15 protein-coding genes and 1 tRNA gene are annotated in these 23,138 nt (G+C 55.4%); 1 reads left to right on the top strand and 15 read right to left on the bottom strand.

Translation table 11 applies throughout. From position 1 onward, the window contains the following. Positions 1-37: 37 nt before the first annotated feature. From ACR0JI_RS09720 to ACR0JI_RS09660, 13 genes are all read right to left on the bottom strand, one after another. Positions 38-1,072, bottom strand: a complete 1,035-nt coding sequence (locus tag ACR0JI_RS09720; RefSeq protein ID WP_480477118.1) for a glycosyltransferase family 2 protein — start codon at positions 1,070-1,072, stop codon at positions 38-40. Between the two features lie 191 nt (positions 1,073-1,263). Then, entirely contained in the window at positions 1,264-2,370 is a 1,107-nt protein-coding gene (locus ACR0JI_RS09715) for a peptidoglycan-binding protein LysM (RefSeq protein ID WP_480494212.1), read from the bottom strand. 43 nt (positions 2,371-2,413) lie between these two features. Then, positions 2,414-3,676 carry a type 2 periplasmic-binding domain-containing protein gene (locus ACR0JI_RS09710; protein WP_480477122.1) on the bottom strand — a complete coding sequence of 421 codons (1,263 nt, stop codon included), beginning with the start codon at positions 3,674-3,676 and terminating at the stop codon, positions 2,414-2,416. Between the two features lie 21 nt (positions 3,677-3,697). Next, the gene (locus tag ACR0JI_RS09705) at positions 3,698-4,480 is read right to left on the bottom strand and encodes a PP2C family protein-serine/threonine phosphatase (protein ID WP_480477124.1); all 783 of its coding nucleotides are present in this window, start codon (positions 4,478-4,480) and stop codon (positions 3,698-3,700) included. 3 nt (positions 4,481-4,483) lie between these two features. After that, positions 4,484-5,500, bottom strand: coding sequence for an FHA domain-containing protein (locus ACR0JI_RS09700; RefSeq protein WP_480477126.1), 1,017 nt, complete (start codon positions 5,498-5,500; stop codon positions 4,484-4,486). Between the two features lie 201 nt (positions 5,501-5,701). Further along, entirely contained in the window at positions 5,702-7,873 is a 2,172-nt protein-coding gene (locus tag ACR0JI_RS09695; protein WP_480494210.1) for a serine/threonine-protein kinase, read from the bottom strand. A 329-nt stretch (positions 7,874-8,202) separates the two neighbouring features. After that, the gene (locus ACR0JI_RS09690; protein WP_480477130.1) at positions 8,203-9,489 is read right to left on the bottom strand and encodes a dynamin family protein; all 1,287 of its coding nucleotides are present in this window, start codon (positions 9,487-9,489) and stop codon (positions 8,203-8,205) included. Then, positions 9,486-11,528, bottom strand: coding sequence for a dynamin family protein (locus tag ACR0JI_RS09685; RefSeq protein WP_480494208.1), 2,043 nt, complete (start codon positions 11,526-11,528; stop codon positions 9,486-9,488). The genes ACR0JI_RS09690 and ACR0JI_RS09685 overlap by 4 nt, the downstream gene beginning before the upstream one ends. A 69-nt stretch (positions 11,529-11,597) precedes the next feature. Then, positions 11,598-12,464, bottom strand: a complete 867-nt coding sequence (locus ACR0JI_RS09680; RefSeq protein ID WP_480477134.1) for a hypothetical protein — start codon at positions 12,462-12,464, stop codon at positions 11,598-11,600. Positions 12,465-12,487: 23 nt separating this feature from the next. Continuing rightward, positions 12,488-12,889: a hypothetical protein gene (locus tag ACR0JI_RS09675; RefSeq protein ID WP_480477136.1), complete on the bottom strand. Its 402-nt coding sequence runs from the start codon at positions 12,887-12,889 to the stop codon at positions 12,488-12,490. A 46-nt stretch (positions 12,890-12,935) separates the two neighbouring features. Beyond that, a complete protein-coding gene (locus ACR0JI_RS09670; protein WP_480477138.1) occupies positions 12,936-14,678 on the bottom strand; it encodes a dynamin family protein in 1,743 nt (580 codons plus the stop codon). Positions 14,679-14,686: 8 nt separating this feature from the next. Then, entirely contained in the window at positions 14,687-16,699 is a 2,013-nt protein-coding gene (locus tag ACR0JI_RS09665; protein WP_480477140.1) for a dynamin family protein, read from the bottom strand. Between the two features lie 2 nt (positions 16,700-16,701). Next, a complete protein-coding gene (locus ACR0JI_RS09660; protein WP_480494206.1) occupies positions 16,702-17,193 on the bottom strand; it encodes a hypothetical protein in 492 nt (163 codons plus the stop codon). A 768-nt stretch (positions 17,194-17,961) separates the two neighbouring features. On the opposite strand from ACR0JI_RS09660, the gene ACR0JI_RS09655 reads away from it, so the two are divergent. Next, positions 17,962-18,046, top strand: a tRNA-Leu gene (locus ACR0JI_RS09655). A gap of 536 nt (positions 18,047-18,582) precedes the next feature. Here ACR0JI_RS09655 and ACR0JI_RS09650 read toward each other — a convergent pair. Continuing rightward, on the bottom strand, positions 18,583-19,605 hold the full coding sequence (locus tag ACR0JI_RS09650) for a nucleotidyltransferase family protein (protein WP_480477144.1): 1,023 nt from the start codon (positions 19,603-19,605) through the stop codon (positions 18,583-18,585). Between the two features lie 87 nt (positions 19,606-19,692). Next, complete coding sequence (locus ACR0JI_RS09645; RefSeq protein ID WP_480494204.1) at positions 19,693-23,136, bottom strand: AAA family ATPase; 3,444 nt, start codon at positions 23,134-23,136, stop codon at positions 19,693-19,695. Between the last annotated feature and the right edge of the window lie 2 nt (positions 23,137-23,138).

Below are 23,138 nucleotides of genomic sequence, written 5' to 3'. Positions count from 1 at the left end.
TACTGGAGACAGGGTTAAAAATACTGGAGACAGGGTTTTAGCCAACACGCCGGGGTTCTGGGCTGGCAATCGGCGCTTGTATTCTGTTCGCTCCGCTAACCGCAACACCTTTATGCCGCAAATAAGAAAGGCGACGCGCCTCACGCCGGGCGAGCGCCAGGGATTCCAGGATAAGCGCGCACACGATCGACAGCATGGTTCCGACAAAACCGGATACTGCGACAACCAAAGATGGAATTCGGTCCACCAACCCCGTTTCCAGAAACTCTCGGAAAACCGATACGAATACGAAAAGCGACGGTAAGAAAATCAACAAGGCCAAAGAGAGGAAGAAAGCGATTGGTTTTTCGTCCTTGATCAGAAGGCCAATCATCTTGAGAATTCGCCACCCATCGGAATAGGTGGCTAGCTTGGAATTCGAATCCGGAAGCCGTGCGACGTATTTGGTCTCGATTTCTCCAATTGGCATGCGCATCTGCATCGCGTGTACCGTAAGTTCAGTTTCAATTTCGAAACCGTTGGAAACCGCTGGAAAACTTTTGACAAAGCGTCTGCTGAAAACACGATAGCCGGAGAGCAGGTCGTTGATTTTGCTTTTAAAGAAGAATTTCACCAGTCCGCTGAACAAGGCGTTTCCAAACTTATGACCCCTACGATAGGCTTGAATGTCCTCGTTAACACGCGCGCCATTAACCATATCAAGGTTTTGCGAGACCAGCAGATTAATCATGTCAGGTGCTGCCATACTGTCGTAGGTCGCATCCCCGTCTGCCATAACGTAGACATCCGCATCTACGTCAGCAAACATCCTACGGACAACGTTGCCTTTACCCTGATATGTTTCAGAATAGACCAGCGCGCCAGCGTCTTGCGCCATTCTGGCTGAGCCGTCCGTGGAATTGTTGTCGAATACGTAGATTACCGCCTCCGGCAGGGCGGCGCGGAACTGCTTGACAGTTTCACCAATGGCAATCGCCTCATTGTAACACGGTAAGATAACAGCAACCTCCAGCCCCGGCCATGACGCCCGTGTCAGAGATCCGTTTCTTAATTTCAAGGCAGCCTGTATCATACGTAACTCAAGCTCGCTCGGGTGTGTCATTTGAAGGAAAATTGCACTTCATTCCCAAGATGCTGCGCGCATGAGGCATTTCTGAAGCAGATAAATGGCCGAATTTTGGCATCCGATTGAAACGCCCTGATAATTCAAAAAAAATGGGCCGGTTCAAGTACCGGCCCCAAAGTTTCAGCTGAACCGAGGGATCAGTTCGAAGCTGCGTTCAACTTTGCGTTTTGCTCACGCAGCGTATCCGAGATGATCGCGTACCATTCACCGGATTGACGCATTTCGATCAGACCCTTGTTCATCATCGCGATGTATTCGCGCGCGAACGGGTTGGTGCGATGCGCAAGGAAGCTCATCGACGACAGTGTAGACACATAGGGGTTCTCAACGATGTCAGCCGAAGTCAAACCCATGTCTTTCATTGTCGATGCGAACAGATCAACTTCGAATGCCGCAACATCTGCGGTTCCGGTCAATACAGCGTCAAGGCAATCACGGGCCGAGCTCGGTTGAACCACAGTCGTGTTCTCGCGGTTCAGTCCCTGTTCTTCCAGAACAACCATGCTCCAGCCTGCCATACGGCAAATAGTCGAACCTTCTAGGTCCTTGAAGCTGGTCGCGCTTGCGTATTCGCTTTCCGGCAGTGTGAAGAAGCCACCGACGATATCGTAAACCGGGACGGAAGCTACGAATTGAGTGCAGCGAGCTTCGGTTTCCGGGGACCATTCGTATGTACGATTGGTACAATCCGGAACGGTCCATGCAATTGAAATATCAAAGGCACCAAGCGGCAACAGTGTATCCAGATGCGAACTCCAGTCGTCGACAAAGCTGACTGAATACTCACGGCTGTTTCCGGCCCGCTGAAGGCTGGTCGTTGCCAGGCGGGTCATGATGCCCCCGCCGTTCAGAGATTCGGTTGTGAACGGTTCCCATCCGTTACCCGCCACCATCTTGATCGGCGGCGCATAGACATTCGAGCGCTTGACGCTGGCTGCGCGCTTTTCTTCAGCAGCGATGATTTCCTGCGCGCTTTGGCCGTTCGGCAGGCTGCCGTCTTCACAGGGTAGGGCCAGCACCAGCCCAGGATTAAGAGACCCCGGGTTTGTGATAGCGTTCCTGTTCGCGTTGAAGATCGGCTGGTAGTTCGAGGTGCCATAGGCGGCGATGGCGATGGTTGCCAACGTGTCGCCGTCTTGCACTGTATAGTTTGTACACGCTTCCTGTGCAGCGGCAGCACCCGCGCTCAGAGCTGTGATGGCGGTTGCCGACAGCACTAGTTTCTTAATCTTCTCGTTAAACATTTCCACTTCCTCCAGACTTTTGTTTGTCAGGCCAAACATGGCCTTATCCATTTTCCATTTGATGGCGCAGGGCGGTCGAAACGATGTCGCGCCATTCGCCAGACTGCTGCATGATTGCCAGACCCTGATTCAGCGTCTCCAAGATCGCTTCCCCATCAGGATTATCTTTATGGGTCATGACATTAAGCGACTTGATCGCCGCCAGGTTGGGGTTTTCGATAATCCGGTGTTTATAGCCAAGCCGCGCGATGGCTTCCTCGGCCAGATGCGCCTCGATTGCCACGATATCGGCGGTTCCGTTCATCACAGCGTGAAAGCAGTCGTCGGGCGACGTGGGCCGCAGCAACTTGATGACGGGTTCGTAAAGGCTCACCGCATCCATATGAGACAGCGACCAGCCTTCCGGGCGGCAGATCGTTGTTCCGGCAAAGTCTGCATATGTCAACGTTTGTTCGTACCCCGATCCGTCGCGAGCAAAGAATGTATCCACGACCTCGTAGAACGGGTTCGAGAAATTGTAGGTCTCACACCGGTTGCGGTCGCTTTCGGACAGCGCTTCTGCATCTTCGCAATTTGGGCGCGACCAGGGGAAAGTGCCATCAAAAGCAAGTGTTGGCATCAACAGATCCAGATGCGACGACCAATCGTTCACGAACTGAATTTTATACGCTTGTTCTGGCGCGGCCCGCAGCATCGCTGTCTCAACCAGTTGCGTATAAAGCCCCCGGTTGGGCAGCGCTTCGTCTGTAAACGGAGCGTAATTGCCGCCGGTGATCAACAGCAACTGACGATCACGAATTTCAGGGCGCGTTTCAGCGTTAGCATTTCTGATCAGTGCGGCGGCTTCCGAGCGGGCTGCCTCAATCTCTTCTTTTGCTGCGGCACGTGCAGCCACGACCGCATCTTCACTCGCCTTCTTTGCCTCAGCTTCTGCCGCTGCAACGCGCGCTTCCGCTTCGGCCACGGCTTTTTCCGCGCGTTCTTCGGCAGCTTTTACCAGTTCCGAGGCCATTTCCGCTGCCAGGCGTCCGGCTTCCGTGTCGGGCAGCTCAGGTGCGCGCCCGACATCTTCCAGACATGGCAGATTTAAAACGTCACCAATACGAATGATATTGGGGTTTGTGCCGATAACATCCCGGTTCGCATCGTAGATTGGCCGAAAATCTTCGGTCGCGTAAACTCGGATTGCCAATTCCCGCAGGCTGTCGCCGCGCTGAATCTCGTAGCTTGAACATGCCTCTTGCGCTGACGCCGCGCCGGTGGCGGCGGCAAGGGCAAGGCTTGATATGATAAGGTGTTTTCTCATGGGTCCTGTTGCTTTGCCTGGTTATTTTCTGGTAAGTTTCGCGACTGCGATCGACAGATTGTCTTGATCGGGATCGTCCTTGGCCTGCACAGCCAGTTGCAAGGCTTCGGCGATTTCCTGTGCCAGATCTTGCTGGTGTTCACGCAGAATTTCCTGAATCTCAGCGTCGCTGAGATACTGAAGCCCGTCACTGCCAAGGATCAGAATATCAGCGGGTGACACGATCAGCGGGTCTTCTGGGCAATCCACTTTTGGAATGGCACCCCCCATGATCACCGACGTCAGTTGGTTTCTGTCCAATCCCCGTGCTTCAGCTTCCGAAAGCTCACCCGCGGCCAGTTTTGCGTCGATCACGGGGGCCATCGAGTGGTCTTCGTTCACCTGTGTCAACCTGCCTTCGCGGAACAGGTAAAGGGGGCTGTCTCCGATCGATATCCTGAACACACGCTGACCCAGAAAGAGGACACCCAACAAGGTGGAGCCCATGTTGAAACCCTGGCCCTGTGCCTCGTTATGGTCGGATATCGCTGCATTCGCTTGCATGGCTGCCAACGGCAGCGCGTCAATTGCGGCTCCTTCATTTAAGGTATCGGCTTCTAGCTCGCTATCCAGCGCGTTCCGCCAGGCGGTAATCACCATTTCTGAAGCCACTTCGCCCGCCTCGTGGCCACCCATACCGTCAGCGATCGCAATATAGCCCGCGTCCGATGCATCGAACATGCGCGCAGCAATCGCGTCTTCCTGCGTTTCCCGCTGACCCTGGTTCAGGATCAGCGCAACATCATATGCCGGAGTCGCCAGCATCTATCAGGAATCCCGCCAATCAAAACCTTCATCGCAGAAGGCCATAAATCGGATTGAGGTTTCACTGATGCGGATCAGATCACCGCTGGAGAGCGCGATTGTGCTCAGAACGGGTTTACCATTCAGGCGAACAAGGTTGGCCTTACCGCCATGCCCCAGATAGCATTTTCGATCTTCGGGGTCATAAGCAATAACGGCGTGGTTCGAACGTGAAATACCTGTGTCGCCGAAATCCAGTTGGATCGCCTGGTCATCGTTTCGACCGATTTGCATCAGGCCTTCGGTCAGGGTGATGCTGGCGCCCCGTCCGGGACCTGCCGTCACCACCAGCCAACCAACCGGGAATGTTTCCTGAGCGGCTTCGGTTTTTGAGACGGGTTCTGATGTTTCAATCAATTCCTGAACATGCGTGTCCGCACGCTCAAACCCAAGGAACGTTGTTTTGACCCGCGAGCGACGGTCTTCGGCCGGGGCGGCAGGCGTGGGTTGAGTCTGTACGGCAACCTCTTCTACCACTGCCGGTTCTTGCACGGATGGGGCTGCAACCTCAGCTTCCACCGCTTCCAGCGCGCTCATTTCCGCTACACCCAGAGGCAGCGTATCTTCATCCGGTGTTTCGGCAGGTTCGTCGGCTACATGCAAAGTGATGATATGATCGTCCGAGACTTCGTCATCGTCGGGGTCGGCCATCAAGTTCTTGGTATCTTGGTCGTCCTCGTCAATTGCATCTTCAACGAAGATGGACACTTCAACCGGTTCTTCCGCGTTTTCAGCCGCAACTTCGTCGAATTCCGGCATCTTCTCTTCACGGATAAGCTCGTCTGTTTCTTCGTAAGAGTCAGACGTCATGTTTCCACCGGCCAGTGCGGCGCGCAGCGCGTTGAAGTCCGCGATAGGCTCCTGCTTTACCGTTTCAGGCACAGCGCTGTCTGCTGCATGAGCATTTTCAGCTACATCATCTTCTTTGGATTTGCCGGCACCTTCGAGAAGCCGGCTCAGAGGGCTTTTGTATTTGAACATGGTGTCGACACCTTCGAATTGTTGGCACGGACCTTTTGTGCCATGGGGCTGCTACCTAACCCTGCGTGGAACAACGCAGAGACACTCAATTGAAAACATGGAAACTGGTACTCTCTGCGGCGGGCCGGTTCCCGCCGGGCGGCAAACTGAACGCCGCCCTCAGTAAACACACACTGGCAGATCAAAAATGAACCGGTCAGATCACTCCTGCGCTAGCTGCATGGTCGCAGCTACTTCAGCACCGTTGCGCAACACGGTCAGCTTTGCCTCTGGCTGACTGTCGGAAACCAGCGCAGCCAGCATGCCATCAATGCTTTCGGACTCATCCAATGTCATGCCGGTCTGGCTTTCGCTCAACAGAACATCGCCTTTTCGCAGGTTACCCGTCGCCTCGGCCGGAACCGAACTCACTTTTGTTTGCCACCCTTCACTTCCCGAGTTGCTGATTGTGAACGAGTAACCGTTCTCCAATCCTACCGAGCGCAGCACAGGCAGTGCCAGCAGGCCATTTTGCGCGCGGGTCTTTCCAAGCGGCCGGTAGCGGGCTGCAACCCGTGTAAAGCCATCTGGGTCGACGCTCAGCTTGTCCAGGACTTGCGCTGCGAAAGAGATGTCCTGACGAACCGGGTTGCCGTTCAGAGTAAAGATCACAACTCCGGTTTCCACCCATTCGCCGATAACGCTCATGTCCTGATTGGCGTCCACACCGGTAACCGCAATAGTTGCACCTGTTGCGGTGCGGCGGCGGGACGTCTGGAAGGGGATTTCAACATCCCAATGGTGAAAAGATACCTGTTGTTCGGCTGGAGTGCCGGAAGCAACGTCAGCATCTGGTTCGGCAACAGCCGCCGCAATCTCTTGTTCTGCAGGCTGTTCCTGAACACCGGCCGTCTCAGAAGATTCGGACGCTATTTCTGTGGCGGTTGGTTCCGCAGGTTCAACTTGCGCCTGCTCGACAGGCTCTTCTGGTTCAGGTTGTTGCTCTGAAGCGACCGCGACTTCGGGTTCAGGTGTTTCCGCCACGGGTTCTTCCACCGTGGGCGGTTCTGCTTCGGCAGTTTGTGTGGTTGCTTCAGGTAGCGTCGCCGTAACCTCAGCTTGTTCTTCACCTTTGTCGCCGGACATCACGAAGAAACCGCCTGCAGCCAACGCTGCCACAAGCACTGCTGCACCAGCGATCATCTTGCCGCTGCCACCGGATCCGCTCTGAACCACGGTATCAACTGCGACCGGTGTTTCCGCTTTTGCAGAAATCTTTGCCATCTCGGGTTCATTCTTTTTTTCGTTTTCGCGAACAATGTCCGAGTTCCCGGCGAGCAGAGCCGTCACAACCGCTTCGGCATTTTCGCTTTCGGCCTTGATCCGCGCCTTTTCTTCTTCCTTGTCCATGCGATCCATGCCGACAATCACAGAAACCGGGCGATAGGCGAATGTATCGAACATCACGCCAGGTCCGCGGAACATGCGCAGCCAATCCAAGGCTGTCTGCAAACGGTCCGTTGCGTGCACTTCCATTGCCTTGTCGATTGCTTCGAGGAATCCATCGGGGTATCCGTCAAAGCGGCCCGCCAAGGGTGCATAAGGGTCGTCCTGCCCGTTGTTGAACGCATTCAGGCGGCTCTGACCGTCGACCGGGCGTTCGCCACTGATCGCATGGTAAAGGGTTGCAGCCAAAACATAGAGGTCACTGCTGGGCCCTTGTTCGGCACCACGGACGTAAAACTCGTGCGGCGAATACCCGTCTTTTATGACGCGTAGGGTCAACAATGCGGCCGACTTGTTTGCGGCTTGCTCACGCGCGGCACCGAAATCGATCAGAACCGGGTTTCCGTTCTCGTCAATCAGGATGTTGTCGGGAGAAATGTCACGGTGCAGCATCCCGCTTTGGTGGATGAACGACACCGCGGACAGCATCTTTTCCGTTACCTGCACTATAAAGTCAGGGCCGCCGACGTTTTCCGGATTTTCAACATAGTCCAGCAGGTCGCAACCGCGGATCAGATCCATCGCGATATAGGCGGTATCGTTGTCTTCGAACACTTGATGCACGTCGACAATATTCGGGTGCACCAGACGTGCATGATTGCGGGCTTCCTGAATAAACAGGTCGATAATGGCGCGCAGATCATCTTTGTAAGACGGGTCGTTCGGCTCAACCTGGTCCCCGTTGCGACGGCACAATGCACCGGGGAAGCATTCCTTGATCACGACATCGCGCTCAAGGCTGTCGCGCGCAAGATAGGTGATCCCAAATCCGCCATTGCTGAGATACCGGATAATCTCGTACTGACCGCGCAACAGCTTTGCGCCCGGTTGCAGTCCTTCAATCTTTGGTTCGTCGTGCGTTGCACCGACAGCCTGGTTGTGGCTCATTTCAATCCGCCCGTTCTACTCATTTTGCGGCTTTATTTAACAGGGCCGGCAGCCCACGAACTCACAACCAAAAACAACCGCAGGACACTTAAGAACGGTTAGACGTTTCAAATTTGACTTTAATGGGGCCGCCTGATGGCTTCACTAAGGATCGTTTTTTTAGTATGGCATATATAGTATGGCTTCTACATGCAAATACTACATATTGACTAAAGGGGTGGGGAAAACGAAAACTGATGACCCCAAACAGGTCTGTTGGTCTACGAATTCGAAACAATAAAGGGCCGATTCTTCGGCCCTTCGAATCGCTTCAATCCTGATGGAAAGTGCTAGGTCCCGGTTTTGGATTGTGCTGCGGCAACGGTACTGCCAGCCCAGGCAAGGTTATCACCAAGCTGCACAAGTATGTTGATTGCGTCTTTCAAAGGCGCATCGCCGCTTTCAAACTGAAGCAACAATAACAAGTCAGTCGCTTTTTCAAACTCGGCCGGAATCCAGTCAGCATCCGGATCGATTTCGCCACCTTGGTCCAACCGTTCCGCGAAATCTTCGACGATTTCCTGGCAGCTTTGCAAAAAGGCCGCGGGTTCGATTGCAGCGGTGTCACGCAGATCTTCATAAATGCTGGCAATAGCTGCCAGCCAGTCTTCAAGAATGGGGTTGTTCAGTGGCGGAAGGGCAGACCCCAGCGTTGACTGCATTGACGCAGCATCGTTGACGGCCGGTTCCGGCTCTGGCCCTTTCAATGTTTCCAAGAATGGCAGAAACTCGTGCTTCAGATCCTTCCGGGCAGCGTCAAGGTCACTGCGCCGCCGGTCAGACGCCGCATCAAGGACCTTTTCCGCGAGTTCCTGGCCACCACAGTTTTCCCAAAGATCGAAATCAGGCTCCGGCTCTTGAGCCATGGCGCGCACCGCGACGGGCGTGCCAATTGGGACCACAGCGCGAAACAGTCCCTCTTTCTCTTTGTTCAATCGGGCCAGTACCCGATCCAGAGCGGCCTGCACCGGGGGCAGATCAGCATGTGTGACCGCCAGCAGGCTGTTGGCTCTTAGCTCGGGCGGCACCTGCGCCCACAAATGCCGTTCGGTTTCGCGCCATGCGCTTGTGCCATTGGTGCACCAGATGGCACAGTCGACGAATTTCAGCAGGTCCAGTGTCTGTTTATATGTATCATCCAATGCGCCAGAGCCGGGAAGATCGAACAGCGATATCTCTTTGAGAGCAGGTGTGTTCAATCCAACCGAAATAAAATCCGGCTCATCCGCAGCGGCCTTTTCCAGCGCGATGCCAGAGTATGTCTTGGGTTCCCTGTTCCACCAGCCGACAGTCGTCTCGGGCGTATCCGCGTAGGCAACGATGACAAGCGGCAGCTTCAGATGCTGCGGCCCGGTTGGAAGGATATCCGCCCCTGCCAGCATGTTCGCAAGGCTTGACTTGCCCGCTCCGAACTCCCCTGCGAAACCGATGTTGACCGCGTTGGACAGGCGCTCGGCGTGGGCGAGGGCCCGCGTGCGCATATCCTCCAATTTCGGGTCCGACGACAATTTTTCTGTCGCTGTCAGAAAGCGCTCCAGCTGCCGCACTTCCTGTTCGGTTCCGGGAAACTCAATCATTCCGCAGCCTCTGCCTGTCGTTCGTCAACGTTGTTTGTTCCAAAGACACTTTCCAACTCGTCGGTAATACGGCGCGCCCGCTCGAACGCAGCTTGTGCTTTCGCCTGAGCATTCAACTCACCCGCCCCGGAACGGTGCTCAAGATGGCCTGCCAAAAGAGCCAAGTAATGATCCAGAACGGTTTTCAACCGGTCCAGCAGGTTTTCGCGTGTTGTGTCGATCAGGTCATCGCCAATCAACTCGAATTCCTGCACTATCATGCGCTCGGCCCGCGTCACAACGCTGTTGCGCGATATCAGACGCGACAACCAGTTTACACGTAGCTCAACCGTAATGCCACGGGTTAGCGCAGTGGTGTCCGGGCGAAACCAACGTACCGCACTTGTGTTCATGCGATTGTCGACCGGCTCCTGCCACCCCGGCAGTGCCCGCAAAGCGGCGTTGCATTGCATATCGATCGCGTAAAGTTCGCTTAGCATGCGTTGGCGAACCACTTGCGAGGCGCCTTGCACCAGCTCGCGCATGTGTTCGCGCAGTGGTGAGAAATTCAACTCGGTCGCGCCACCTTTGGCAAGCAATGGGGATTGTCCTTCAGGCCCGCGCACCACAACAAAGACAGACTCGGACACCGTGTCATCCATGACTCCACGCAGGTTTGACAGAACGTCGTCCATGTCCCTGACAATGTCCTGCGTTTTGTCCGCAATCAGTTTGCGCAGATCGCCCAGCGTCTTGTCGCTGTCCTCAGCGCTGCGCGCACCCGCGCTGCCTTCATCTTGCAGGGCACGAAGATGTACCTGGGATCGCTCCAGTTCGCCACGCGCGAAGCTGTCGAGATGCTGCCACGCCATCCGCAACTGTTCGTTTATCGGCCCCTCCGTCAACGCCTGAGTGACATGGCGTCGTAAATCGGGCAAGCCTGACGCGATCATAGCAGCAAACCGCAAGACAGCCTCACGGCTGATGGGCCCCGGTCCTTGTTTGATCTCTGCCACACCGTTCAGGTATTGTTGCATCTGTTCCGGGTGCGCCCGCAACCACGCCAGAATATGATCGTGATTCACACCGGTTTCATCGCCGGTCAGCGCATAATGCGCCCATTGTGCGCTGCCCATCAGGACATCGATATTCGAAGTACCCAAAGCTTTTTCCAGCCCGTCTACAACATCCAGACGCACCTTTGCCGCATCTTCGGCCCCGCCGCCCAATTCATCGACACGGTTGATGAAGACAACGATCTGTCCAAGTTCCAGTGCCTGCATCAGCCGGAACAGTTTCAGGTCCGCACGCGACAACGCCTGATGCGCTGACAGAACCACCACAAAGAAATCGGATTCTTTGAGATACTGGCGGGAAATCTCCTCACGGATCAGCAGGGGGTCATTTACTCCGGGCGTATCGGTGACGGTCAGAGGGAATGGGAAATGTCCGATGTCAAAATAGACCTCGGCCTTGCGCGTGATGTCGCTGTAAAGTCCGCGATCACTGCCGGGGTCAACTGTCCCATCTTCTGCGGGGTCGTCCCCAGCGCACACGTAACGCGCCAGATCATCGGATGTCAGTTGATCCAGATCGTGATGTTGACCCAAAAGCTGTTCATAACTGTCCCCCAGTCGCCGACGCGCCCGGGTCTTCATGGCTTCGACCTGCTCTTCGATCATCTCGCGCTTGTAGCTGTCCTCGTCATCCGGGAACATGTTGCGCAACTCTTCGCCTTCGGCGATCAGTGATTGCCACTGATAGTTGTCGAAGAAATGGAACTCGGCTCCTTCGGTTCGACCGTTCGGGTGCCCGAAATGCATGTCGGTGATCACGGTCGTCCAGGGGTTCACGTCCGACGGCAGGTATTCTGCCTGACCGGTGAAGCCGTTGATCAAGCGCGACTTTCCTGCTTTGATTTGTCCTACAAAGGCAACTGACGGTTTCAGTTTCCCCAGATCACCAATGATGCGCGATATGAACTGACGTGTTTCGTCATTGCTCGTCCCGTTCATGTCTTCTGCGATGCGAATAAGCTCGCGACGATGTGTTTCACTCATTACTCTTTACCCTGACTACAAAAAAACAACGCATTGAATTAGTCGAAAATTTGAATGCTTTAGGGGTAGTCATTCCTCAACCTCCCCCAAAGATGTCCACAGATTAATGACCGCACCAAGTTTGCGGGCATCGTGGATGGCCACAGCAATCTGTTCGTTATCGCTCAGAATTGCCATGCCCGCACCCTTACCACCCGATGGCCGTATGACGATCAGATGTGGGCCTTCGAATTCGTCCCGGGTGTCGTTGTTCCAACCAGCAAGATCCGAAACAAAACGTGCCAAAATCTCTTGATTGGGGTGCATTCCCTCGGAAGGTTTGCAGGCTCCTTCGAAAGCCAGCGCAGTGTTTTCCATACTGCCCACAAGGACACGACCTGTGGCAAAGCGTGCAGCCCCGTCAAAAAACTGTTGTGCCAAGGAGTTGCCCGACTCTGCTACCGGGGCAGGGCTGTTGTCTGAAGATTTTTCAACATCGGGAACGACAGACACGATGGGCTCAGAGGAAAGCTCAATTCCGGCGCAGGCATTCTCGATCTCACTCAAGGTGATACCAACATCATCAGCCTCCAGCGACGAGGCGGGTTTTCCAGACATCAGTTCCAGCGGGGCAGGGGCGGCTGAAATGTCAGAAACCAGTTGGGCCAGTTTGTCGACCAGCGCGGTACGTGATTCCGTTTCGAAATCTGGGATCTTCCCGGACGGTACTTGAAACACATCCGTGATCCGGGAGCTGTTCACTTCGATCTTCAGGCAGCTTCCGTTTGCCGCGGTCAGCTCCAGTCGCCGGGGTAATATTGTTCCGCGAATGAAACGCAGTACAGCCGCGCGACGGGCTGTTGCAGTTTCACCGGGGACAATCACCGTCGGAGACAGGCGCGCAACCGAAGACCGCCCGATATCTTCGAGCATGTCGAGAATGTCTGTGTCCATCATACCGTGACCCCCTCTGGTCCCGTTCAGACTGCGGCCGCAACCGGCTTGAGGCTGAGATGCGATTTCGTGAGTGCCAGTCCTACATTTGTGCTGTTGCGGCAGATATAGCAGACCACATGATCAGGATATTCCTGGGTCCGCAAAAAGATTTTCAATCGGTCTTTTGAAAACACCGCGATTTCCCCGAACCCGGCGTTTTCCTCATCAGTGTTTCCGGCCTCGTGCAAGAGCGCTTCAAATGCAGCGACACCACGCCCCTGAAACAGATTGGCCACTGCGATTGCCAAAGTGTCCAGCGATTCAGCGCAATCGGAATCAGAGACACTGCTGCCCAAAAGCATGCCGGTCTCCATGTCGATATACCCGGCTGCGATGCAGTCGGGTATTGTTTCAATCGCGGTGTTCAATGCATCCTGAATGGACATTTAACTCTTTATCGTCCTTTTTCTCAGCGCCTTGATTAAGGCATCCTTACAAAACATGCCACTCTGCACTGCTGTTTTCTTTTGACTTTGGAATGGCTTGCAGGGCGTGTTTGGAATGTTTCGCACTATATTCAACTGCGATCTGGTCAAATTCGGCAAGAAAGGCCTTGAATACGTTCTGAAGCCCGTCTGCGTCCTTTGGCAGCTCTTCGTTGTTTGTGATTTCCCGCCACATATCCGACGCGCTAAGGGGCGACTCGATTGCGGATTCCGGAAGATTAATGCGCGGTTCGTGACTGATATTGCGGGCTTCTTCCTCGACTGAGGCCACGACTTCTATTAAACCGTTTGTCTCAGGCTCAGGTTCGTAATCCTCGGCGTTGTTCTCTGGCTGAGCCGCCATCAGCGCCGCAATGGAGGATACCGAGACTTCGATACCCCGATCATCACGCGATTCAACTTCCGGCGTGAAAACTTCAATTTCATCCGCTTCGACCGAGGCTTCCCGCAACGTCGTGTTTAAGGAGGTCAGCACGTCATCAACGGACTTGTCGCCCGTTTCAGCATCTGGAGCTTCATCCAGCAGATCGTCCGCATCATCAGCATCGTCGAATTCACCGGACAGGTCGAACTCATCCACGTCTTCTTCCAGACCGGCGACATTCTTCAATTCAAGCGGATCGTTCGCAGTATCCTTGAAGAAAGCACGCAACTCGTCGCTGGTATCGGTTTCATCGAGCATCTGCTCGGGGTCTGATACCATTTCAGCCCGCAGCCGTTCAGCGTCTTCTGGGTTGATCCGAACCCGTTCGCCTTCGTCAAGGCGTCGCTCTACACGGGCTGGCCGGATGGGGAAACTTGTTACGACATTATGATCGTCGGCTCCAGGTCGCTGTTCGTTTTCCAAAGGATTGACCAGCCGCAGAGGAGTAGCTTCGGTGACGTCTGCCAGTGCCTCTCGGTCGTCTGGTTTGCGGGCAGGGCGCAGCGGTTGAACCCTGAATGCGCCGGACTGGCTTTTGTCGATCTGATACCGTGCCAGCTGATCGGCGCGATTGTCCATGATCTGTTCTGTGATTTCCAGAAAACTGTCGATCATCTTGCCGCCACCACTGCGCGACCACATTTCGGCGTCGCCCGTCTTGTCACGGGCATTGATCGCATCGCGGGCGGAAAACAGAATGGATCGGTTGAAGAGGTGTCCGGCTTCGCGATTGACGCGGCGCAGAACCTTTTGACGATCCTTAAGGTTTAGTGCGTCGGCCCGCGTCACCAACAGCAGCGAGTTGTGTTGCAAGCGGTCCGGCAGCGAAACCCATGTTGCGCGTTCGGTTTCGCGCCAGGCTTGGGTCGCGTGGGTGCACCAAATGACCCCGTTTGCCTGTCCGACTGCCCGCTGCCAGACATCTGTCGAGATCTTGGGGTCCGAAATTCCGGGGGTGTCAATCAGATCGACGGCTTCCAGAATATCTGCCTCAAGGAAGATGCGAACGAACTGCGCGTCGTTGACGCCAACAGTCTCAAGCTGATCCAGTTCGATGGGTTCGATGCTTCCGTCATGCCGCTTGATGTATGGTGTTTCACTGCCCCAGCTAAACCAGACCGGTGGTAACTGGGTCGCGGTAACCTGCGTCGGCAAGGTTTGCGTTCGCAGTAAAAAGTTCATCAGTGTGGACTTGCCAGCGCTGAATTCACCCATCAAAGCGAAAACCGGTTTGCGACGGGACCACTGCTCGATACGTTCCCATGCTTTCGGTGAAACAAAGCGTGTTTGTGAATCTTTTGCCATTTTTCTACTTATGCCGCTTCGTTGCTTAGGTCTTTCAGGATGTCACCCAGAATTTCGTCTCGCGATTTCTGAGGTTGCAGGCCCGCCATCGCTGCCGAGGCCTGGCCGGAGTTTTTGTCCGCTGATGATGAGATGCTCAGCAGCGTTTCCTTCTGTTCCCGCATGAAGTCCGCCAGAATAGCGCGTACGTTTTCCAACACTGCCGCTATCTGGTTTTCCTCGATATCCTTGGTGATCGAATTTGCCTCGGACGCGATCAGGCGTGTGTAATCGGCAGCGTATGCCTCAAAGCCTTTGCGCTTTTGCCACCAGCGTCGCCACCAGGTACTTTGCAAGTCCAGGGCAATCGTCCGGCCAATCCCCAATGGTGGTGGAACACGCGGCACGATAGGTGCTTCGATGCTGAACTCGCCCAGATGGTTGCCAAGAATTTTGTGATACAGCGCTTCGACATCTGCAGCCGCAGTTGAGTAGAGCGCCCCGGCATCCTTACGCATTGCGCGGGCAAAACTGAAATAGGCAGCTTTTTGCAGCGTCCTCAAGCCAGCCGGGTCGTATTGCCAGGTGCCTTGCTCGCCATTCATCTCAAGATGCGCGATCAGGGAATCTGTTGCGCGCTTCACAAAACTTGCCTCGGCCGAGTTCAGGCGCTCCAGTACTTTGTCGCGTAATGCGTTGGTCAGTTCGGCCGCTTTCTTTTCATATTCCGCAGAAACCTTCGCAATCGCATCTTCCGGCGAAACACCATCAAGATCACGCGCGACGCCTTCACCCTCTGACAGAGTCTTTGCCACGGCGGTGGCACGAATCTGGCTGGCAATGTTGCGGGCGCGATGGCGAACCCGGTCTATCAGTCGCGCTCCGGCACCTTCTGCAATACGCTCGTTTATCGCCAGCAGCAGGTCAGGCAATCCGGACAATGCCCAGATTTTGTCAAGCGAGGGTGCCTGATCACCGAATCCAGCAGCGAGATAAAAAGTATTGAGTGCTTCGTGGGATTCCTCGTTCAGAATCTCGGGGTTCCCGGTCAGCGCTGCCTCAGCCCACAAGGCACTGCCGAACACGACACTAGTCTTTGCGTCGATGTTGTTCTGTTTCAGAGTGTCCAGAATCCGGTCGCGGATTTCGGGGACCTGGTTAACCGGGTCTGACAACTCGTCAATCCGGTTCACAAACAAGACGATCTGACGGTTCTCAAATTGGGCGATGATCCGCATCAAGGCCATGTCCATGGTGGTCAGGGCTTGGCTTGCGGCAAGCACCACAACACAGACCTCGGACCCGCGCAGGCTGCGCAGGGTAATCTGTTCACGCACCATGAAGGTATCGTTGACACCCGGCGTATCACAGAGTTTCAGCGCAATCGGGTACTGAGGGATATCCATGTACAACTCGGCCGACTTGGTCACATCTGCAAACCGGCCGGTTTTTGGATTGATATCCGGGTCGTCCTCATCGCCCAGGCACACATATCTTTGGATCAGTTCTTCATCGAAGTGGTCGTATTGGTGGCTTTGGCCAAGTATCAGGTCAAAGTGCTTTCCAAGACGCTCTTCGGACTTTGCTTTCATCTCGCCAATCTGACGGCGAATGTCCTCCATCTCGTCATCTGCACCGGCACGGTTGGCCAACTCGCCCAACCGGCCACCCCCGACCATCAGGTTGTCCCATTCTTCCTGCTCAAAGAAGGTGAACTTGGCCTTGGTATCGCCCGGCGGGCGCGTGTTGATGTTCAGGGTTGTGACGACCGACGTCCACGGGTTCACATCCGACGGAAGCAAAGATGGGCGCCCTGCGAGAATGTTTACAATCGATGATTTGCCCGCTTTTACCTGACCGACCATGGTGATGCTGGCGGTGAAGTTTTCCATCCGGGTCTTGAGTGTTGCCAGACGTGCCGAGGAGCGCGCATCAGCCACCTCAGTCAATTGATCAATCTGCGCCGTCAGTGATGACATTGCCGAAGTCATCGGCGCCAGAGCTTCGTTGCCTACAGACAACAGGTGATCATTGCGCGCCATGCTTAACCTCCGGTTCCCGTAGCAGCGATGCGGGGTTCAAGCGAAGGACGGCCCGTTGGAATTCCTGTCAGGGTGTCGATACGTGCGATCAGGTCCAAAGCGTTGCCCAAAATGTCAGCCTCGGCGCGCGGGCTGATGGTTTCGTAAGCCTTGGCATCAGCCAGCACCTCGATCGAGCTGAAGCGATCGCCGTTTTCAAGGCACGCAACGCGGCGTCCGGTCGGGAAACCCTCGGATTTGACCGCGGGCAATGGCATACGCGCATTGGCCAGCAGGTAGTGGTCTCCGGAATGGGTTCGGAGCGAAATCCCAAAGCCCGTGTTCGGATGGTCCCGGTTCAGGATCTTGAGTTCGCCAAGAAAGCTTTCACGAGCAAAGAAGACAGCCTCTTGCTCGGCAGTAGCGGAGGAATTCAGATCGGTCACAGCAGTAAACCTTGTACTGGAGTTGAGCAGGAAACTCGTACCGGCGCCAAAGTGGCAAAAAAGACTCATTAACTCCTGCTAAACAACAAGACCCTTCAAGGCGGTCTTATTTTGACGTGAATAAGATTTTTTAGCGTTTGAAATGTGGCAGCTTTGTGGTGGAGCGCTCTTGAGAATGCCTCAACCTGCGCGGGAATGCCTATGACGCAAGCGCCACTCGGCACCTACAGTGTGAAACCGAGCGGGGACCGGCGGAACACTATTGCTTGCACTTGACGGTACAGGTCATTCGATAATCTGTGTGGCCGTGAAGGGCACCACAGCTGAGTAAGCCATTCTTGTTATTTCAGAAACCTGAAGTCTCTCTCTGAGTTGGAAAGGGTCGCAGATGCGTTTCTTGGGATGTTGGGGTGGGTAATCCCGCGCTTCGTCCCAAGGATTTAACTATGAGCATGTGAGGGCAGTGAAGGATGATTTCTATATTCGCTATTGGTGATCTGGCAACAGGCTGTCAGCTTGTCTTTTTGGCCTTTGGTCAACGTAAACGAGATATTTCGCAGGCTAACTTGGCCGAAATCTAAACTTCTGCAGGAATGAACAGCTCTTCCAAAATTGCGTGGTCTTTGTCCCTCAGGATATCGGGTTTCACGGCCACTGATGTTCCCATCAGTTTTCCACTGACAAGTCTCTTAGGGCTTTACATTTTCATGAGGTACCGTGGTTGCTCAATATCTCATCAGAGGATCTACAAACTTGGCGATACGTGTATTTTACCTCTCGCGCTCGGAAGCAAGCTTTGTTATTGACCGCTTCATTCCAGCGCTGCGGCGCTGAGTTGCGGGTGTGGCGAAATTGGTAGACGCACCAGATTTAGGTTCTGGCGCCGCAAGGCGTGGGGGTTCAAGTCCCTCCACCCGCACCATTTTGATCAACTAAAGTTTTGAAAATATAAGTATTTATAAATTCTATTAGGCTTTAGCCCCCAGTTGGCCCCCATGTTCAATCGCTGCTGGATTCCCTGCCTTCGATCCAATCGCGCACCTCTGGCGCCCTCAAAGGTGTGCATCTTTTCCACTGGTGAATCGGGCTTTCCTTATCGGTCAATATGTCCAGAAGAGGTTAAGAATATCGCAGAGATCAAGACTGGAAGATACGAGTTGCTGCTGCCGTATGTTATGGATGTAGATTGCGACAGAGCCAAGTACATCCGGCAGACGAAGCGTTGCGGATATTGTTGCGGTCGATCTGCTAAAAAAGGCGCCCTCGGGCGCCTTGTTTTACTGGTCGGAGTGAGAGGATTCGAACATCCGGCCCCTGCCTCCCGAAGACCGGTGCAGAGGGCCAAGCCATTGATTTTTGGTCAAAGGAGCCCTGTTTTTCAAGCTGCTTTGCCAAGCAAACCAACTAAGACACGGTTCGACAGGTTCATTGAACCTGGGAGCACTGTCTACATGCGCGTTAATCCTGCAGTTCCCGTAACAGCCGCTGCGTTTTCGGCATGCGATCCAGGCTGGCCTCAATCCTAGAACGCCACTTGGGGCCACGAGAGAGTGCATCTTCGTAGGCGTCATTCAATTCATCCGGCCGATCCTGAGAAAGCACCTCTATTAGAAACGCGGCCTGTCGTCTGTCCTTTTCTGCTTTGAGGGCATTTTCACCGGGACGGCGACGGTCCGCGACGATCAACTTGTGGATGGCATAGCGTTCTGGCTGCGGGATCTGCACCAAAACGCCACTCCGGTAGGTTACAGCAGCGTTGATTGGCTCCGCGATGAGGTAGTTCAGGTGGTGCAGCCCTTGCGCATCCACTCCCAAAGCGGGCAGTTCGCGCACATCCTCATCCTCACCAAATGATGGAGTGAGGAATTCAATCAGCGTGTTGCCTCGTGTCTGTTTCCAACGCCAGGTGCGTCCGGCCGTGAGAGTGGGCTGCGCCATGAAGTCGAAATCACGGAACACATCTTCCAGCGGTGGTGATGCAGTGTCCTCCAGCACCAGCGACAACCTAGAAAAGCTGGCGATGTCGATGTCATCCGTGTGAGCGGTCATATCCATGTCGAAACGCACACCCAATTCACCTTCGTAGAGGCGGAAGGCGTGGGTCCCCACTATGGTGCCGCCTAGACGAAATACGCCGGACGTTGCCATCGCAGAGAGCAGGCTGCCCGTGGCAGCGTCCAGACCCAGGAAACCTTCTGCTCTTAGGAGCCGCACGAGGCGCGCCCGGTTGCGGCGGCGGTCTTCCTGTTGGGCTTTCAAAGTTTTGTGCTGTTCCAGCCTGCCGCGCAGTTCCTCACAATCCTCTCCCAAGTAGTGCTTTTTGACATCGGAACCGACCCGGTAGGTGTCATACCAGTAGGTCCTGTCGTTGCGTTCGACTCGTGTGGGGGTGCCCCGGATGTCCGAAACAGAATCGTCCCGCAGTGAACGCAGGAGATCGTGATAAGCGGCATGTGCTATGGATGAATGGCGCGTGAACATCTTGGCTCCCACTGTGCTCAACGGATTTTAATTTTGTTGAACATGGCGTATGTTCAACAAAAAGTAAAGATGTTGAACACAACGCTTTTAGCCCTGTAACTCGTGAATACACACAGATGGGCATATATTTCTCGCGATGTCGCAGAGATGCGCGTGATGAGTCAGGTAGATCACCTGGCCGCTTTTGCTCATCTCAGCTAGCAGGCCGAAGGCCTCGGCGGTGCGGTCGTCGTCGAAGCTTTCCATGATGTCATCGGCAATGAACGGCACTGGGCCGTTGTTGCGAGCAAACTCGTGGTAGCCTGCGATGCGTAGCGCAAGGTAGAGCTGAGCCCGGGTGCCGTCTGAGAGCTGGTCAGCCTGTTTCGAGCCACCCCCAGCGGCCAGCGCCACCAATACTTCGCGGGAACCATCCGGCTGTGCGGCAAGGCCAGAATATCGGTCTCGCGACATGATGCGGAAGGCTTCTGATGCGCGTTCGAGCATACCGCTGCGGTGAGTGTCACGATAGCTCCTGAGAGCAGCATCGACTGCCAAGAGCCCCAAACGCTGCCGTAGGTGGCGCCGGGCGCCGTCCCCAATCTCAAGCAACAATGTCTGGCGTTGTTCTTCCAGACGGGCAACTGCGTCATCGCCACCGACCGCTTCGACGGCGTCTTCCGCCTTGCGGAAGTCGTCCTGTGCTTCTTCCTGTGCTGTGCGCAGGGTTTTCAATTCGGTCCGCAGGCTGTCAGCGCGTGCGGTGAGTGCATCGGCATCTAGTTCACGCAGTTGCGCACGTGCTTCTTCGACTGTATCGCATCGCATCCCTGCACAGAGGTCTTCGGTCAGTTCGCGCTGAGTTTCACGCAGTTTCGACAGTTCCCCTGCTCGCGTGAGCGCATCGCGCGCTTCGGCCCAATCTTCGACTCCAAAGTGACGGGAAAATTCGACGGTCCGATTACGATGAATCTCGGCTTCCTCTTCCAACTCCGAGAGGGCTTGTGTGGCCGTTGTCAAACGATCTGTGAGGTTGGCTCGCTGATCTTCGCGGCTCTCCGCTGCGCGCTGTCGCCGGGTGATGTCACGCCACAGATCAGTCGCTGGCAGATCGGTAGGCATTTCGAGGCGAACCGCCAAATCGCAAGCCTCTTGTTCAAACCTTTCGCGGTTGGATTGCATGGTTGTTATCCGGTGGGTCAGTTCACCGATGCGGCCCTGATGTTCACGCAGCCGTTCGAGCTCTTCGAGGATCGCACGCATCTCGTCGACAGCGGGCGGCGCGTCGGCCATCCAAGTGTCGGCACAGGCGGCTTCCCACTTTACCTGCCATTCGGCGCGCGCGTCGTCTGCCTCTAGTTTGTTGCGCTCACGTCTGGTCAGGTTCTGGCGGGCCTCGGCCTCGGTCTCGCTCAAAGCCTCAACCTTAGACACCTGGTCCAAGAGAGATTGGGCGGTTTCAAGAGCTAGGGCCAGGCTCGTATCTTTGGGTATTTCGCGGCCCGCCTGTGCAAAAGCGTTCGAAACATCCAAACGCGCCTGGGCGACGACCTGCACGCGCCTGGCAAGATCGCGCGCCTTGTCATCGTGCTTGACCAGGGCATCCTGTGCTATGTCGAGCTTGTCGAGCCAAGCGCGGAAAGTTGGCAGGTCGATGTCGGTAGGGAGAGCGGGGGAGACGTTGGCAGCGATTCCGGCAAGCCGTTTCGCCAGGTTTTTGCGCCGTTCTCTGGCCTCGGCCGATTTCACTTTTGCAGCGTCGACTTGTTGTTGGGCTTCGACCAACGCACGCTCGGCCTCGGCTGTCTTTTCGGCATGGGCGCGCTGATCCGCAAGGGTGGCAGTCACTTGGTCGTCGAGGCGCATCGCAACTTCAAAGCGCTCTGCCGTTTCATCCGTCAGATTCGCACGGTGGTGCGACCATTCGAATTCCCGACGTGTTCGCACTTGAGCTGCCTCTTCCAGAGTAACCACGGCAGTTGTTCCGATTGCATCGCGTCGAGCGAGAGCTTGGGTCACAGACTGTTCTAGTTGCTCCAGCCAATCATCCGCCCGGTCGACCGCCCTATCAGCCTCGGCGATTTCCGCGTCCAGTTGCTCAAGAGTGGCGCCGTCTGGCGGAGTCAAACTCGCCAGTTCATCGTTGTTTCCCGTCCAGGGTGAAAGCGCAGACAGGGCCGAATTCAAACGTGCTTCCGTCTCTTCAAGCTCGGTGCTTACACGATCGTGTGCGCCTACAGGATCGTCGCGGCGAAGGTTTTGCACCAACCCGGCCAGCCCACCCAAATCTGACACGCTGCCTCCAGCCTCACGTAAACGCCGTTCAGCGCGCTCGACGTCATCTTTAGCACGCTGCAATTCTCCAGTCGCGGAATCGCTCGCGGTTTCCACACCAGAACATTTTTCGATCAGCGCGCGCAGGCGCCCCAGGGTTCTTGCCTCGGGCAACAGCGTGGTCGGATCCGCTCCAACTTGCCCAAGTCGAGACAGGCAATCATTGACTGCTCCGGCCTTAGCTTCGAGCTCTCCGCGCCGTTTGGGTAAGTCCTCCACGGCGGTGTCATGGGCCGATTTCAACTGTTCCGCCGCCTCGATGTCCTCGCGCGCATTCAGAACCGGCCCGTCGGATGGGAGATCCTTTAATTCGGCTACCAACCTTGCCACAGTCTTTTTCGCGGCCTCAAGTTGGGTGGCAAGGGCGGTCTCCCTGCGGTCAAGTTCGGGAAGCTCGGCAAGCCATCCCTCTGGAGGTTCTGGTAGTGAACCGTAACTGGCGATCTCCGCCTCCAGACGGTCCAGCCGCGGCAAAAGCGGTAGTGCTGCGATGTGGCGGTCGGTCTCGATTACATCGGTCTGTGCAGCTTCTGCCGCCTCGCGCGCCTTTTGCCAGGCATCTTTGGTCCGATCGCATTCAGTCGATAGGCGAGCATACTCGGAAGCAGCAGTGTCCAATTCCTTAATCTGCCTTCCCAAGTCGTCGTAGGCGGCACAAAGATCGCGTAACGCACCCTTGCGTCCGGTTCTGTTCAGGAACCCCTCCGACTCTGCATTCAATTCGTCCAACTGCGCCGCCAAATCGGTCATCCCGGCGCTTGCCTGAAACAGCAACTCACCGAGATCCCCCTTGCTGGCGAGGATGCTTTCGCCTCCTTCGTCCAGGGTTTGCCGATTCAGCGAGAACATCGCTGCATAGGATGTGCGGTCGAGTCCTCGCAGACCGCCATGCAACAATGCTTCACCTAGCGGTTTACCGCTGGCGTCAAGCAAAGAATTGTCACGTTTCTTTACCCGAAGCAGTTCATGCGTCTGCCCGTTGATGTCTAGCACGGCCCCCAACTGCATTGACGGGTAAGGGTGAAGAAAGTCCATGCTGCTTCGAACAGGGATCTGGAACAGCATGTCCAGCCAGCCTTCAAGCAGGGTGGATTTTCCGGCCTCGTTTGCACCGTAGATCACGTGCAGGTCGGGGCTTCCGGGTGTTGGAACGGGAAACGACAGGCTCAGATCAGTGAACTTGCCAAAACGTGTGAGGTCGAGCCGGTTCAACCGCATTG

This window comes from Ruegeria sp. N10, from assembly GCF_056531545.1.
This window is presented reverse-complemented; position numbering and strand designations above follow the sequence as displayed.

Bases quoted from the DNA above. Each gene is read 5' to 3' on its own strand.
- ACR0JI_RS09720 (WP_480477118.1), bottom strand. From the start codon at position 1,072: ATGATACAGGCTGCCTTGAAATTAAGAAACGGATCTCTGACACGGGCG.
- ACR0JI_RS09715 (WP_480494212.1), bottom strand. From the start codon at position 2,370: ATGTTTAACGAGAAGATTAAGAAACTAGTGCTGTCGGCAACCGCCATC.
- ACR0JI_RS09710 (WP_480477122.1), bottom strand. From the start codon at position 3,676: ATGAGAAAACACCTTATCATATCAAGCCTTGCCCTTGCCGCCGCCACC.
- ACR0JI_RS09705 (WP_480477124.1), bottom strand. From the start codon at position 4,480: ATGCTGGCGACTCCGGCATATGATGTTGCGCTGATCCTGAACCAGGGT.
- ACR0JI_RS09700 (WP_480477126.1), bottom strand. From the start codon at position 5,500: ATGTTCAAATACAAAAGCCCTCTGAGCCGGCTTCTCGAAGGTGCCGGC.
- ACR0JI_RS09695 (WP_480494210.1), bottom strand. From the start codon at position 7,873: ATGAGCCACAACCAGGCTGTCGGTGCAACGCACGACGAACCAAAGATT.
- ACR0JI_RS09690 (WP_480477130.1), bottom strand. From the start codon at position 9,489: ATGATTGAGTTTCCCGGAACCGAACAGGAAGTGCGGCAGCTGGAGCGC.
- ACR0JI_RS09685 (WP_480494208.1), bottom strand. From the start codon at position 11,528: ATGAGTGAAACACATCGTCGCGAGCTTATTCGCATCGCAGAAGACATG.
- ACR0JI_RS09680 (WP_480477134.1), bottom strand. From the start codon at position 12,464: ATGATGGACACAGACATTCTCGACATGCTCGAAGATATCGGGCGGTCT.
- ACR0JI_RS09675 (WP_480477136.1), bottom strand. From the start codon at position 12,889: ATGTCCATTCAGGATGCATTGAACACCGCGATTGAAACAATACCCGAC.
- ACR0JI_RS09670 (WP_480477138.1), bottom strand. From the start codon at position 14,678: ATGGCAAAAGATTCACAAACACGCTTTGTTTCACCGAAAGCATGGGAA.
- ACR0JI_RS09665 (WP_480477140.1), bottom strand. From the start codon at position 16,699: ATGGCGCGCAATGATCACCTGTTGTCTGTAGGCAACGAAGCTCTGGCG.
- ACR0JI_RS09660 (WP_480494206.1), bottom strand. From the start codon at position 17,193: ATGAGTCTTTTTTGCCACTTTGGCGCCGGTACGAGTTTCCTGCTCAAC.
- ACR0JI_RS09650 (WP_480477144.1), bottom strand. From the start codon at position 19,605: ATGTTCACGCGCCATTCATCCATAGCACATGCCGCTTATCACGATCTC.
- ACR0JI_RS09645 (WP_480494204.1), bottom strand. From the start codon at position 23,136: ATGCGGTTGAACCGGCTCGACCTCACACGTTTTGGCAAGTTCACTGAT.